We start from the raw sequence: 13,719 nt of genomic DNA, 5'->3' as shown, positions 1-13,719 counted from the left end.
CTTCCGATGGTCGGATTGGAGACGTGAGCCGGGGAGGAGGCGCGGTGCGCGTCGGTCGCGCACCGCGCCTCCAGGGTCGGTTTCCTACTTGGTCCACTTCCACTGGGCCGGGTGGAAGTTGGCGAGCGAGTCCTGGTCGAAGCCGGACAGGCCCTTCTTGACGACCGAGATCTGGTAGTCCGGGCTCGGCAGCCAGATCACCGGCAGGTCCTTCGCGACCGCGGCGCTGTAGTCCTGCACGGCGGTGGCGTCGGTCGAGGTGGTGGTCGCGTCGATCAGGGAGTCGACCTCCTTGTTCGAGTAGCTGCCGAAGTTCGCCGAACCGCCGGTCTGGAACAGCGACTCACCGGTCGGGTAGGCCGGGAAGTACCAGCTGCCCGCGGTGCCGAAGAAGGACAGGTCCCAGTCGCAGCTGGCCTCGTCCGAGGTGCAGGTCGGGGTCTGCGACAGCACGCTCGACACCGGCGCGGTCTTGATGGTGAAGTCGATGCCGGTCTTCGCGAGCGAGGACTGGATCGCGCTCATCATGTTGTCGGTCACGGTCGAACCGGACTGCGACAGCACCTGCATCGAGAACTTCGTGCCCTCCTTGACACCCTCGCCGCACTGGCTGGCGGACGTGCCCGGGTCGGTGCAGACCATCGTGCCGCCCTGCTCCTCCCAGCCGTGGCTGGTCAGCAGGTCCTTGGCCTTCGAGGTGCTGAACGGGTACGGGTTCGACTTCTGCACGTCGGAGACGTAGTCGGACTCCTGTGCCTGCGGGATCGGACCGTAGGTCGAGGTGGCGGTGCCGTTGAAGACCACCTTCGACAGCGACGTCTGGTCGATCGACATCTGGACGGCCTGACGGGCGTACAGCTGCTTGAAGACGTCGCCCATGTCGGGGTTGTTGAAGTTGTACGGCATGTACGTGATCGCCCAGCCGGTCCACGGCTCCACGGAGTAGCCCTTCGCCGTGAACGCGGACTTCTGGTCCATGTCGGTGGCGTTGATGTAGCCGTAGTCGACCTCGCCCGAGCGGACGGCGTTCACCTCGGCGTCGGCCGTGGTGAAGGGCAGCAGGTTCACCGTCGTGATCGACGGCTTCTCACCACCGTCGTACTTCTTGTTCGCCGTCAGGGTGACCTTGCCGGCCGTGGTGAAGGTCTTGACGCCGTAGGGGCCGGAGATGGTCTTCCACAGGTCGTCGGTGGCGTAGTCGGAGATCTTGCCGGCGGCGGTGTTGAGGTACTTCCACACCTGCTTCGCGCCGGCGGTGGTCTCGTCGGCGTCGGTCACCTTCGCGGTCGCGCTGGTCTTGTCCCAGGCGTGCTGGGGCAGCGGGATGATGTGGCTCAGCTGGTTGGCGAGCATCCAGTCCGAGTTGTAGGCCTTGTCGAACGTGATGGTGAAGTGCGTGTCGTCGACGGCCTTGAACGACGTCCAGTTGTCCGGCGCCTTGCCCTTGGAGTACGAGCCCCACTGGTCCTTGTTCGCCCTGATCAGGTTGAACCAGAACCCGACGTCGCGGCTCGTGATCCCCTCGCCGTCCGACCAGTGCCGGTCGCCGAGCGTCATGGTGACGCTCTTGCCGTCGTCGGCGAACTTCGCGTCGGTGGCGACGGAGCCGGCCTTGTTCCACGCGATCTTGCCGGTGGAGCCGTCGTAGGCGACGAGCGGCTCGTACAGCGACTGGGCGATGGAGCCGTTGTTCGTGTTGAGGTGCGCGGCGGTGCCGATCGGCAGGATCCAGTTCGGCGTGAAGTTGGCGGGGAGCGCGTAGTCGATCTCGTCGGTCGATCCCTGCGAGGCGTTGCCGCCTCCGGAACAGCCGGCGAGCAGCGCGCTCACGGCGATCGCAGCTCCGGTGAGGAGCGCCCAGCGACGGGGCTTGGACATGCGGTGTCTCCTTGTGCGAGGGACTTCGGGGAGGTGGAGCACGGGTGCCGAGCGGCACGAGGACAGTCAAGGACCAAAGCGATTGGAAAAACAAACATCTCGATGTAAAAACTGCGTTACTGCGGAACGGACGAAAGGGTGGACCGCTCGATCCGCCCCGTAGGCTCGCGGCAGAACGGACCACCGACCGGTGTTCCGCTCCCGTTCCGCCCGGATTGGAGAAAGTCGTGGCCGATCTCAGCGCCCGCGTCCTCGAGCTCGTCGCATCGGGGCAGGCCGCCAGCCGGACCGAGATCGCGAAGGTGCTCGGAGCCGCCCCCTCGACCGTCTCGCACGTCGTCGGCCAGCTCCTGGAGCACGGGATCCTCGCCGAGGAAGGCACCGACGTCTCGACCGGCGGGCGCCCCCGCAAGGTGCTCCGCATCGGCGGCGTCGACGAGTACGCGGTCGCCGCGGACGTCGGTGGCGGGCACGCGCGCATCGGCGTGGTCCTGCCTGGAGGCGCGCTCGAGTCGGTCGCGAACGTCCCGTTCGCGCTCTCCGACGGTCCGACCGCCGGGCTCCAGCGCCTGGCCGCGATGCTCGAGCGGCTCGCCGACGACCGTGGTCGCGAAGGGCTGCGGGGCGTCGGGCTCAGCCTGCCCGGGCCCGTCGACGTCGTCGCCGGGGTCGTGGACCTGCCGAGCCGGATGCCGGGGTGGAACGGGTTCCCCGTGGCCGCGTGGCTGAGCGACCGGTTCGGGCTGCCGGCGATCGTCGACAACGACGCGAACTGCATGGCGGCGGGTGAGCAGACCGTGCAGGATCCCGCTCGACGCCAGACCATCACGATCAAGGCCGGGTCGGCGATCGGCGCGGGCATCGTCATCGACGGTCGGCTCTACCGGGGGTCGACCGGTGCGGCCGGGGACATCACGCACGTGCGGATCGACGCCGCCGGGGACACCCCGTGCTCGTGTGGCAACACCGGATGCCTCGAGACGGTGGCGTCCGGGGCCGCCCTGGTCCGGATCCTGTCGAACGCGGGGGTCGACGTCGCCTCGACCGCCGACGTCGTCCGGCTCGCCTCGGACGCACACCCCGAGGCCACCCGTGCCGTGCGGATGGCGGGCAAGTACCTGGGCGAGGTGCTCGCCGCCAACGTGAACTTCTTCAACCCGGACGCCGTCTACCTGGGCGGCATCCTGTCGACCCTCGACCCGTTCATCGCCGCCGTGCGGAGCCAGCTCTACGAGAGCTGCCACCCGTTGATGACCCAGCACCTGGCCATCGAGCCGGTGTCGCTCGGTGCCGACGCCGGGCTCGTCGGCGCCGGGCAGTTCGCGCTGCAGCGGGGCCTCGCCGCCTCGCTCGAGGAGCTCTCCGCGCCCATCCCCCAGTCCACCACCAGGAACAGGAGCGTCCGTGTCTGAGACCGGTCCCGTCACCCCCGCCGCCCCCGCCAGCACCGCTGGTGCCCGTCGCCCGGTCATCGCCATCGCCGGGCTCGCCATCGAGACCTCGACGTTCACGCCGACCCGGACCCACGCCCCCGCTTTCCACCCGGACCGCGGGGATGAAGCCGTCGCGCGGTACCCGTTCCTGGCGACCATGGCCGACCGGGCGGACTTCCGTGGGGCGCTCATCGGGCACGCGCTGCCCGGCGGGATCGTCGACCGGGCGTCGTACGAAGCCCTGGCCGACGAGATCGTCGAGCGGTTGGGTGCGATGGGTCCGGTCGACGGGCTCTGGTACGACATCCACGGCGCGATGGTGGTCGAGGGGCTCGACGACGCCGAGACGGACCTGCTCGGTCGAATCCGCGCGGTCGTCGGCTCCGACGTCATCGTGTCCGCGTCGATGGACCTGCACGGCAACGTCACGCGCGAGCTCGCCCACCAGGTCGACCTCGTCACCTGCTACCGGATGGCCCCGCACGAGGACACCCTCGAGACGAAGGAGCGTGCCGTCCGGAACCTCGTCGACGTGCTCACCGAACGACCCGTCGGTGCGCAGCGACCCGTGAAGGCCTGGATCCCGATCCCCGTCCTGCTGCCCGGCGAGCAGACCTCGACCCGCCTCGAGCCGGCGAAGTCCCTGTACGCGCAGGTCCCGCTCGTCGAGCAGACCGAGGGCGTGCTCGACGCCGCGATCTGGGTCGGGTACGCCTGGGCCGACCAGCCCCGCGACCAGGCCGTCACCGTCGTCACCGGGTGGGACGAGGCCGCCGTCGCCGCCGGTGCCGAACGGCTCGCGGCGGCGTTCTGGGACGTCCGCGAGGACTTCGTGTTCGTCGCCCCCACCGGCACGTTCGAGGAGTGCCTCGACGCCGCGCTCGCCCCGGGCGCCGCGAAGCCGTACTTCGTCTCGGACTCGGGCGACAACCCCACGGCGGGCGGCTCCGGGGACATGACCTGGGGCCTGACGCAGGTGCTCGCCCGCCCGGAGTTCCAGGACCCGTCCGGCCCGACCGTCATCTACGCGAGCGTGCCCGGACCGGCCGCGGTCGCCGCGGCGGTGGACGCCGGCGTCGGTGCGACGATCACCGTGACCGCCGGTGCCGAGGTCGACCACGTGCATGCCGGCCCGATCACGATGACCGGCCGGGTGCACGCGATCAAGCACGGCGACCGAGACGCCGAGACCGAGGTCGTGCTGCAGGTCGGCAGCGTCTTCGCGATCCTGACGAAGCTGCGAAAGCCTTACCACCACGAGCACGACTTCACCGACCTCGACCTGGCGCCGCGGCAGGCGGACGTCGTCATCGTGAAGATCGGGTACCTCGAACCGGAGCTGTTCGACATGTCCGCCGACTGGATGCTCGCGCTCACCCCGGGCGGTGTCGACCAGGACCTGCTGCGCCTCGGGCACCACAGGATCGAGCGGCCGATGTTCCCCTACGATCGAGTGTTCCCGACGGCACCGGACCTCCGCGCCCGCATCGTCCCCGCCTCCAACGAACCGCTCGGAGCCCCTGCATGAGCACCACCGCCGCACTCGAGATCGCCGTGACCTCTCCGGCTGGTGCGATCACCGCGCGGGACGGCGGCGCCGACCGCGTCGAACTCTGCGTCGGGCTCGAGCTCGGCGGGCTCACCCCCTCGCAGGCCCTGGTCGAGACGACCCACGAGACCGGGATCCCGGCGCACGCGCTGGTCCGCTGCCGTCCGGGCGGGTTCGTGCACTCCCCCGACGAGGTCGAGCTCATGGTGCGCGAGGTCCGCACGGTCCTGCGGTCCGGGGCCGCCGGTGTCGTGGTCGGTGCCCTGCGCCCCGACCGGACCCTGGACGAGGACGCCCTCCGCCGCTTCGTGGACGCCGCCCGGTCGGTCAGCGCCACCGCCGAGGTCACCCTGCACCGCGCGATCGACCACGCGACCGACCCCGTCGCCGCAGCCGGGTCGCTCGCCGCGCTCGGGTTCACCCGCGTCCTGACGTCGGGTGCCGCCCCCACCGCGGTCGCCGGCGCCGACACGATCGCCCGCATGGTCGAGGCCGCCGGGCCCGTGCAGGTGATGGCCGGCGCCGGGGTCACCCCCGCCGACGTCCGCGCATTGCTCGCCACCGGTGCCGCCGCCGTGCACCTGTCGGCCAAGCGTCCGGCCGCGGACAGCACGCACGCCGGGGTGCCGATGGGCGCCGGGGACGACGGCTCGGCGCACTTCGTCACCGACGCCGAGGTCGTCGCGGCCGCGCGGCGCGCGCTCGACGCCTGAGTCGTTCCGGACCCGCACCGAGGCCCCGGACCCACACTGGGCTCCGGACCCGCACCGGGTCCGAGGTGCGGCGCGTGGCGGACGCACACCGCGCCTCCAGGCCAATTCGGGACCACCCGGAGGGACCCGCTCCTACGGTCGGCACCACCTGACCGAACGGAGAACCGTGTCCGCTCCCGTGACCGACAGCACCGAACCCGACACCCGTCGCGCCGAGGTCGCGCGGTTCCTCGAGGAGCACCGCGAACACCTGGTGCGGCAACTCAGCGAGTGGGTGCGGATCCCGTCCGTCGCTTCGCAACCCGAGCGCGCGATCGACGTCGAACGGTCCGCGCACTGGCTGGCCGGAGCGATGCGCGAGCTCGGCCTCGAGACCGAGATCCTGCAGGCCGGTCCCGCACCGGCCGTGTACGCCGAGCTGCTCGTCGACCCGGCGCTGCCGACCGTGCTCGTCTACAGCCACCACGACGTGCGGCACGCGAAGCCCGAGGAGTGGCACGAGACCTCGCCGTGGGAACCCGTGTTCCGTGACGGACGCCTGTACGGGCGCGGGGCGTCCGACGCGAAGGGGCAGGTGCTCGCCCACCTGTGGGGGCTGCGCGCGCACCTCGCCACCCGACCGGACGGCACCCCGGCCGTGAACCTCAAGTTCCTCGTCGAAGGAGAAGAGGAGCTCGGCTCCAGCCACTTCGCCGACCTGCTCGACGCCGAGAAGGAACGGCTGGCGTGCGACGTCGTCGTGTTCTCGGACACGCTGCAGTGGAAGGCCGGCAACCCCGCCGTCGTCACGTCGATGCGTGGCATGACGGGCGCGACCCTCACCGTCACCGGGCCAGCGCGCGACGTCCACAGCGGTGCCGTGTCCGGTCCCGCGCCGAACCCGGTGCACGCGCTCGTCACCGTGCTCGCGGCCCTGCACGACGACGAGGGCCGCATCACGATCCCCGGGTTCCTGGACGACGTCGACGCGCTCACGGACGAACGCCGTGCCGAGCTGCAGGCACTCGACTTCGACGCCGACGTCTGGGTCGAGCGAACCGAGACCCGGGCGATCACCGGCGAGGCGGGGTACTCGGTCGAGGAGCGGCTCTGGGCACGACCGTCGATCGAGGTGCTGACCCTGCTCGCAGGCGACCCCACCGGGTTCCCACGAGCCGTGGTCCCGCGTGAGGCAACGGCCGAGATCAGCATCCGGACCGTGCCGGGGCAGCGGGTGCAGGCCGTCGCCGAGCAGCTGCGCCGGTTCGTCCGGGACACGATGCCCGACGGAGTGACCTACGAGCTCACGATCCCCGAGGAGACCGGCCAGGACCCGTACGTGACCCCGTCGGGCCCCGAACTCGACGCGCTCGTGCGGGCGATGGAACTCGGGCACGGCACCGAGACCGCCGGGCGGATGGGCAACGCCGGGGGCGGTCCCGCGGAGCTGCTCGGCCGGGTGTTCGACGCCCCCGTCCTGTTCGTCGGCACGGGGCTGCCGGAGGACCACTGGCACGCCAGCGACGAGAGCGTCGACCTGCGCACCCTGCTCGACGGTGCGGCGACGATCGCGCACCTGTGGAGCGGACTCGGCGAGGCCGGGAATGGATCGTCGCACTCCGGGGCTTGATGCCCCCATGACATCGTCAGCAGCGCGCCGCGGGTGGCTCAGCGTCACGTCCGTCGCACTCGGGTCGTTCGTGCTCGTCCTGTCCGAGTTCCTGCCCATCGGGCTGCTCCCCGCCATCGCCGACGACCTGGACGTCGGCATCGGCACCGCCGGCCTGATGGTCGTCGCCACCGGACTCGTCGGCGCCGTCGCGGCACCGGTCGTCACCGTCCTGACCTCGCGACTCGACCGCCGGGTGGTGCTCGTGTCCCTGACCGTGCTGCTCGTCGTCGCCGACGGCCTCGCCGCGATCGCGCCGTCGTTCTGGGTGCTGCTCATCGCACGGATGCTGCTCGGTGTCGGTATCGGGGGCTTCTGGGCCATCGGTGCCGGGATCGCCGGGCGACTCGTCCGGCCGGAGCTGACGATCCGCGCGACCTCGCTCATCACGGCCGGCGTCTCCGTCGCGACCGTCGTGAGCCTGCCGCTCGGCGCCCTGGTGTCGTCGCTCGCCAGCTGGCGCCTCGGCTTCGTGATCGGTGGGGCGCTCGGTGTCGTCGCGCTCGTCCTGCAGCTCGCGATGCTGCCGAGGATCCCCGCGCAGCAGCGGGTGCGGTTCGCCACGCTCGGGTCGCTGCTCCGCGTGCCCCGCGCCCGGGTCGGGCTCATCGCCGCAGCCTTCGTCTTCGCGGCCCAGTTCGCCGCGTACACCTACATCGCGCCGTACCTGCAGCAGCTCGTCGGCGTCGGCCCGGACACCGTGACGATCGCGCTGCTGGTGTTCGGCGTCGCGGGCATCGTCGGGAACTTCGCCGCCGGCTTCACGCTCGACCGCAGTGTCCTCGGCACCATCGGGGCGTCGAAGTTCGTGCTCGCGGCGGCACTCGTGCTGCTCCCGCTGCTCGCCCACTCCGTCGTGGGGGTCTTCGTGCTGCTCGTCGTGTGGGGCCTGGTGTGGGGTGCGCTGCCGCTCGGGATGCAGACGTGGATGTCGACGGCGTCGCCGGCCGGGTCCGAGACCGGGCTCGCGCTGTTCGTCACGACGATCCAGCTCGCGATCGCCGCCGGTTCGGTGCTCGGTGGGGCCGCGGTGTCGTCGTTCGGTCTGGCTGCCGACTTCTGGCTAGCGGGCGGGGTCGCGATCGTCGGTGCCGTGGTGCTCGTCGCGATGGGGCTGCGGAAGTCGAGTGCCGTGCCGGTGGTCGAGCCGGTCGCAGCCGACCCGACGCCGACCGGCCCGGTGGCCGTCGCGTGCCCCTGACCGCCGTTCCGGGGCCCGCAAAACACCGGTGTTCGTGCTCTGCAGACGCGAGAACCGCGGTTCAACGGGTGAACACCGGTGTTTTGCGAGCCGGACGGCGCGGAACCGGTCCCGACGGCCTGAACACGAGCACTCCCTGATCTCAGAATCGACGCACCAGATTTTCTGAGATCAGGCCGTATCTCAGAAAATCCTGCGCACCCAGTCCGAGATCGACCTCACCGCCACCCGCTCCGGCGTCCGCAAGACACCGGTGTTCGCACTCTGAACACGCGCAGACCGCGGTTCAAACGGGTGAACACCGGTGTTTTGCGGAATCGACCCGACGGAAGCAGGGTCAGGTCAGGGTGACGATGCGGTCGGCTGCGGCGATCGCCGCCGGGTCGTGGGCCGCGTGCACGACCACGACGCCGGCCGCGGCCTCGTCGGCGAGCGCCGCCACCACGAGCGCCGCTGACTCGGCGTCCACGCCGGCGGTCGGTTCGTCGACCAGCAGCACCCCCGCCCGCTGGGCCAGCCCGAGCGCGACGAGCGTGCGCTGCCGCTGCCCGCCCGAGAGTTCCTCGATCGGCCGGTCGTCGAGGTCCGTGATCGCCATCCGCTCGAGCTGCGCGTCGACGACCGCTCGGTCAGCGCTTCCGAGCGGCCGCCACCACGCGCGGTGCCGCCACCGCCCCATCGTGACGGCCGCGCGGACGGTGAGCGGGAGCGTGGTCGGCGGCACGGACTGGGTCACGTAGGCGACACCGTCGGACGGGAGGCCCGTCACGCGCCCGGCGGTCGGCCGCACGACGTCCGCGACCACGTCGAGCAGCGTCGACTTGCCGGATCCGTTCGGTCCGGTGAGCGCGGTGACGGCCCCGGCGGGAAACGTCACGTCGAGCATGTCGAGGACGGTCCGGTCGCCGAGGACTGCCGTCACCCGGTCCAGGTGGACGGCAGATCGGGGCGCGGAGGGGTCGGTCGGCTCGGTCGCAGGCACCTGAGCACGCTATCAGTATCGATACTCGTTTTCATGTAGCGTCTCGGACCGTGCCCTGGCTGACCGATCCGTTCTCCGTCGACTTCATGCTGCGCGCCCTGGTCGGCGGCTCCCTGGCGGCGGTCCTCTGCGCCGTGGTCGGAACGTGGGTGCTGGTCCGGGGCATGGCGTTCCTGGGCGAGGCGCTCTCGCACGGCATGCTGCCCGGCGTCGCGATCGCCACCCTGACCGGGATCCCCCCGGTGATCGGTGCCGCGGTGAGCGCGGGCGTGATGGTGCTCGGCGTCGGGGCACTGCGTCGTCGTGCACGACTGTCGTACGACACCTCGATCGGCCTGCTCTTCGTCGGGATGCTCGCACTCGGCGTGATCATCGTGTCGTCCTCGCGGTCGTTCGCCACCGACGTCACCGCGATCCTGTTCGGCGACGTCCTCGCCGTCACCCGGGCCGACGTCGGCGGCCTCGCGATCGCCGCAGCCGTGGCCCTGGCCGTCGCCGTGGCGTTCCACCGGCCCTTCACCGCACTGGCGTTCGACACCCGCAAGGCCACGACGCTCGGCCTGCACCCACGACTGGCCGAGGTCGTGCTCATCGGGCTCGTCACCCTGGCGGTCGTCGCCTCGTACCGGGCCGTCGGCACCCTGCTCGTCGTGGGCCTGCTGCTCGCGCCGGCGGCGGCCGCCCGTGCCTGGACCCGGCACGTGGCCTCGACGATGCTCCTCGGCGCCGGCATCGGTGCCGCCGCCGTGCTCGTCGGGCTGCTCGTGTCCTGGCACGCCGGCACCGCCGCCGGCGCGAGCATCGCCGCGGTCGCCGTCGGCGGCGTCGTGGTCTCGCGCGCCCTGGCCGCCGTCGTCCTGCGGCACACACCGATCCCCACACCGGCGCGCGCGGCCGCGCCGGCAGCACCACGATCCGCCGCACCGTCTCGAGAGGGAGCATGAAGCACTCGACCACCAGCCGCGCCCCCGCGCGCCTCCTGTCCACCATCGGCCTCGCCACCGGCCTGGCCCTCACCGTCAGCGCCTGTTCCACGGGCACCCCGTCGGCCGACAGCTCGACCGGCACCGCCCGTCCCCACGGTTACGTGGCGGGCGCGAGCGAGTCCCAGGAACCCCAGGTGCGCCTCCTGGCCGTGTCGGCGACCGGCGCGACCGCGCTGCACGACCTGCTCACCGAGGAGACCACCGAACTCGACGACGTGGACGCACCGGAGCACTCGGCGACCGACGGCCGGTTCCTCGTGACGAGCGATGCCGACCGCACGACGATCGTCGACGGCGGGTCCTGGACCGTCGACCACGGCGACCACACGCACTACTACGCAGCCGAGCCCCGGGTCGTCGGCACGATCGACGGCGGTGGCCGGGTCGACGTGCACTCGTCCGAGACCATGACGACGATCACCTGGCCGGACCGCGCCGAGGCCGTCGTGCTCGACCGCGAGGCGCTGGGCCAGGGCGAGGTCGACGAGACCGCACGGATCGACGCGCGCGTCCTGCTGCCGATGGGCGAGCAGCTCGTGGCGGCCGACGGCGACACGGTCCGCGTGCTCGACGCGGACGGCGAGGCGACCGACCCCGCCGGCACAGCGCAGACCTGCACCGACCCCGCCGGCGGGATCGTCACCCGCGCCGGTGCCGTCGTGGGCTGCGCAGACGGAGCGGTCGTGGTGGACGACGCCGGCGAGACCTCGTTCGTCGACCTGCCCGACGGCGCCGAGCGTCCGACCGCCTTCGCCGCCCGCGCCGGCCGGCCCACCGTCGCCGGACTGGCCGGCACCACCGGGTTCTGGTTGCTCGACGTGCGACAGGGCTCGTGGCGGCTCGTGCCGACCGAACGGCCCCTGCGCGCCGTGGTCGCGGTGGACGACGAGGACGAGCACGTGGTCGGGCTCGACGACTCCGGGCGGGTGGTCGTCGTGACCGCCTCGACGGGGAAGGCGGCCACGACGAAGGCGCTCATCGACACCGGCGCAGACGGCCCCGCGCCGATGCTGCAGCTCGACGCCCAGCGCGCCTACGTGGCCGACCCCGCGGACGGCACCGTGCACGAGATCGACTTCGCCGACGGCGCCCGGGTCGCTCGCACGATCGAGCTCCCCGTCACCCCCGTCGCCTTCGCCGAGGTCGGACTGTGACCGGCACCAGTGCCCTGACCGCGGGCCTCGTCGCCGCAGCCGTCGCCCTCGTCGCCACGGGGTGCACCACCGCCGGCTCCGACCGACCCCTCGTCGCGGTGACGACGAACATCCTCGGCGACGTCGTCAGCGAAGTCGTCGGGGACCAGGCCGACGTCATGGTCCTCATGCCCCCGGGCGCCGACCCCCACTCGTTCGAGGTCTCCGCGCAGGAAGCCGCACGACTGCGGAGCGCCGACCTGGTGGTCGAGAACGGGCTCGGGCTCGAAGAAGGGGTCGCCCGTCACGTCGCGGCGGCGGCCGAGGACGGCGTGCCGGTCTCCACCGCCGGGGACGCGTTCGACCCGCTGGAGTGGACCACCGAGGACGACAGCGGCCCCGACCCGCACTTCTGGACCGACCCCGCCCGGATGGTCGACGTGGTCGAGGCCCTCGACCAGGACCTGCGGGACGCCGGCATCGAGCCGACCGGCACCGACGCCTACCTGGACGAGCTGCGCGACCTCGACGACACGATGACGACCGCGTTCCGGACCGTGCCCGAAGAACGCCGGGCGCTCGTCACGAACCACCACGTGTTCGGATACCTGGCCGACCACTACGGGTTCCGGGTCGTCGGGGCGGTGATCCCGAGCGGGACCACGCTGGCCTCCCCGAGCGCCGCCGACCTGCGCGACCTGGCCGACGCCATCGACGAGGCGAGGGTCCGGACGATCTTCGCCGACGCCTCGCAGCCCGCGCGACTGGCCGAGGTGCTCGCGGAAGAGGTCGACCTGCACGTCGAGATCCACCCGCTGGCCACGGAGTCCCTCACGGAGGACGGCGACGCCTCCACCTACCTCGGCATGATGCGCTCGAACACCGAGGCCATCTTCGACGGCCTGTCGACTGGTAATTGAGAATGAGAATCAATACAGTGAGCGACATGACGAACACGAAGACGCTCCGGGCCGCGTGGCCCGCCGCCCTGCTCGGCGCGGCCGCCCTGGCCCTGACCGGGTGCGCCACGAACACCGACGCCGGGTCCGACACCACTGCGACCCCGAAGGCCGACGGGACCCGCATCACCCTGACCTACGACGGCGGCCTGCTCGTCCTCGACCAGGACCTGCAGGTGATGGCCGACGACGCGATCGACGGCTTCACCCGGGTCAACCCGGCCGGTGACGGACGCCACGTGCTCGTCACCGTGCCCGAGGGCTTCCGGGTCCTCGACACCCAGGCTGAGCCGGCCCTGACCGACGCGGTCTTCCCCGCCGACACCGGTGGCCACGCGGTCGTCCACGGCGACCGCACCGCCCTGTTCGCCGACGGCACCGGCGACGTGACGACGTTCGACCACACCGAGCTCGACGGAGCCGACCTGCCCGAGGTCGAGACGACGAAGTCCGAGGCCGCCCACCACGGCGTCGCGATCGAGCTCGAGGACGGCACGCTCCTGACGACCATCGGCACCGAGGAGAGCCGCTCCGGCGTGCGCGCCCTGGACGCCGACGGCACGGAGATCACCCGGTCCGAGGAGTGCCCCGACGTGCACGGCGAGGGTGCGGTGCGAGGTGAGGTCGCGGTGTTCGGCTGCACCGACGGCGCCCTGGTCTACCAGGACGGCGCGTTCGAGAAGACCGACGCCCCGACCGAGTACGGCCGCACCGGCAACCTGTTCACCACCGAGGACTCGTCCGTCGCCGTCGGCGACTACAACGACGACCCCGACAGCGAGGGGTACCTGCTCGACCAGATCGCCCTGATCGACGCGGCCTCGGGGAAGTACACCGTCGCGGACATGCCCGACGGCGTCGGCTTCACGTTCCGCGACCTGGCCCGTGGCCCCGGCGACGAGGCCGTCGTGCTCGGCGACGACGGTGCCCTGCACACCTTCGACGAGACGACCGGCGAGCAGCTGGAGTCGTACCCGGTGATCGACGCGTGGGAGGGCCCGACCGAGTGGCAGGACGCCCACCCGGCCCTGAAGGTCGAGGGTGACGTCGCCTACGTCACCGACCCCGCCGAGCAGAAGATCCACGCCGTCGACCTGACCACCGGGAAGGTCATCGCCTCGAGCGACGAGCTGCCGGGCGTGCCCAACGAGATCGCGGTCGCGTAGGGCTGGAAACGACCCGAGACGGACAGGAGGCCCGTGGCGATCCCGCCACGGGCCTCCTGTCCGCTGTCAGC

General features: G+C 71.7%; 11 protein-coding genes. 9 read left to right on the top strand and 2 right to left on the bottom strand.

Translation table 11 applies throughout. The features are described from left to right. Positions 1-84 precede the first annotated feature (84 nt). Positions 85-1,878 carry a peptide ABC transporter substrate-binding protein gene (locus BIU91_RS06870; RefSeq protein ID WP_071404782.1) on the bottom strand — a complete coding sequence of 598 codons (1,794 nt, stop codon included), beginning with the start codon at positions 1,876-1,878 and terminating at the stop codon, positions 85-87. 227 nt (positions 1,879-2,105) lie between these two features. On the opposite strand from BIU91_RS06870, the gene BIU91_RS06865 reads away from it, so the two are divergent. The 5 genes from BIU91_RS06865 (at position 2,106) to BIU91_RS06845 (ending at position 8,422) form a co-directional block, all read left to right on the top strand. Next, the gene (locus tag BIU91_RS06865; protein WP_084740782.1) at positions 2,106-3,290 is read left to right on the top strand and encodes an ROK family protein; all 1,185 of its coding nucleotides are present in this window, start codon (positions 2,106-2,108) and stop codon (positions 3,288-3,290) included. Continuing rightward, positions 3,283-4,839 carry a M81 family metallopeptidase gene (locus BIU91_RS06860; protein ID WP_071404780.1) on the top strand — a complete coding sequence of 519 codons (1,557 nt, stop codon included), beginning with the start codon at positions 3,283-3,285 and terminating at the stop codon, positions 4,837-4,839. Before BIU91_RS06865 ends, BIU91_RS06860 begins: the two co-directional genes overlap by 8 nt. Further along, on the top strand, positions 4,836-5,573 hold the full coding sequence (locus BIU91_RS06855; protein ID WP_071404779.1) for a copper homeostasis protein CutC: 738 nt from the start codon (positions 4,836-4,838) through the stop codon (positions 5,571-5,573). Before BIU91_RS06860 ends, BIU91_RS06855 begins: the two co-directional genes overlap by 4 nt. A 178-nt stretch (positions 5,574-5,751) precedes the next feature. Beyond that, positions 5,752-7,182 carry a M20/M25/M40 family metallo-hydrolase gene (locus tag BIU91_RS06850; protein ID WP_071404778.1) on the top strand — a complete coding sequence of 477 codons (1,431 nt, stop codon included), beginning with the start codon at positions 5,752-5,754 and terminating at the stop codon, positions 7,180-7,182. A 7-nt stretch (positions 7,183-7,189) separates the two neighbouring features. Further along, positions 7,190-8,422 (top strand): MFS transporter, encoded by a 1,233-nt coding sequence (locus BIU91_RS06845; protein ID WP_071404777.1) that lies wholly within the window; start codon positions 7,190-7,192, stop codon positions 8,420-8,422. Between the two features lie 337 nt (positions 8,423-8,759). On the opposite strand, the gene BIU91_RS06840 is transcribed toward BIU91_RS06845, so the two are convergent. Then, positions 8,760-9,404: an ATP-binding cassette domain-containing protein gene (locus BIU91_RS06840; protein ID WP_253183703.1), complete on the bottom strand. Its 645-nt coding sequence runs from the start codon at positions 9,402-9,404 to the stop codon at positions 8,760-8,762. 50 nt (positions 9,405-9,454) lie between these two features. On the opposite strand from BIU91_RS06840, the gene aztB reads away from it, so the two are divergent. From aztB to BIU91_RS06820, 4 genes are read left to right on the top strand one after another with little or no spacing between them, the layout of a single operon-like run. Further along, positions 9,455-10,348 (top strand): zinc ABC transporter permease AztB, encoded by an 894-nt coding sequence (aztB, locus tag BIU91_RS06835; RefSeq protein WP_139196670.1) that lies wholly within the window; start codon positions 9,455-9,457, stop codon positions 10,346-10,348. After that, a complete protein-coding gene (locus BIU91_RS06830; protein WP_071404776.1) occupies positions 10,345-11,544 on the top strand; it encodes a hypothetical protein in 1,200 nt (399 codons plus the stop codon). Before aztB ends, BIU91_RS06830 begins: the two co-directional genes overlap by 4 nt. Then, the gene (locus BIU91_RS06825) at positions 11,541-12,443 is read left to right on the top strand and encodes a metal ABC transporter substrate-binding protein (protein WP_253183702.1); all 903 of its coding nucleotides are present in this window, start codon (positions 11,541-11,543) and stop codon (positions 12,441-12,443) included. The genes BIU91_RS06830 and BIU91_RS06825 overlap by 4 nt, the downstream gene beginning before the upstream one ends. 26 nt (positions 12,444-12,469) lie before the next feature. Further along, positions 12,470-13,648 carry a hypothetical protein gene (locus BIU91_RS06820; protein ID WP_139196668.1) on the top strand — a complete coding sequence of 393 codons (1,179 nt, stop codon included), beginning with the start codon at positions 12,470-12,472 and terminating at the stop codon, positions 13,646-13,648. The last annotated feature ends 71 nt before the right edge of the window (positions 13,649-13,719 follow it).

This window comes from Curtobacterium sp. MMLR14_002, from assembly GCF_001864975.1.
In the GTDB taxonomy this organism is placed as follows: Bacteria; Actinomycetota; Actinomycetes; order Actinomycetales; family Microbacteriaceae; genus Curtobacterium; species Curtobacterium flaccumfaciens.
Note: the sequence above shows the minus strand (reverse complement) of the source record. Positions and strands in the feature narration are given on the sequence as shown.

Bases quoted from the DNA above. Each gene is read 5' to 3' on its own strand.
- BIU91_RS06870 (WP_071404782.1), bottom strand. From the start codon at position 1,878: ATGTCCAAGCCCCGTCGCTGGGCGCTCCTCACCGGAGCTGCGATCGCC.
- BIU91_RS06855 (WP_071404779.1), top strand. From the start codon at position 4,836: ATGAGCACCACCGCCGCACTCGAGATCGCCGTGACCTCTCCGGCTGGT.
- BIU91_RS06845 (WP_071404777.1), top strand. From the start codon at position 7,190: ATGACATCGTCAGCAGCGCGCCGCGGGTGGCTCAGCGTCACGTCCGTC.
- BIU91_RS06830 (WP_071404776.1), top strand. From the start codon at position 10,345: ATGAAGCACTCGACCACCAGCCGCGCCCCCGCGCGCCTCCTGTCCACC.
- BIU91_RS06820 (WP_139196668.1), top strand. From the start codon at position 12,470: ATGACGAACACGAAGACGCTCCGGGCCGCGTGGCCCGCCGCCCTGCTC.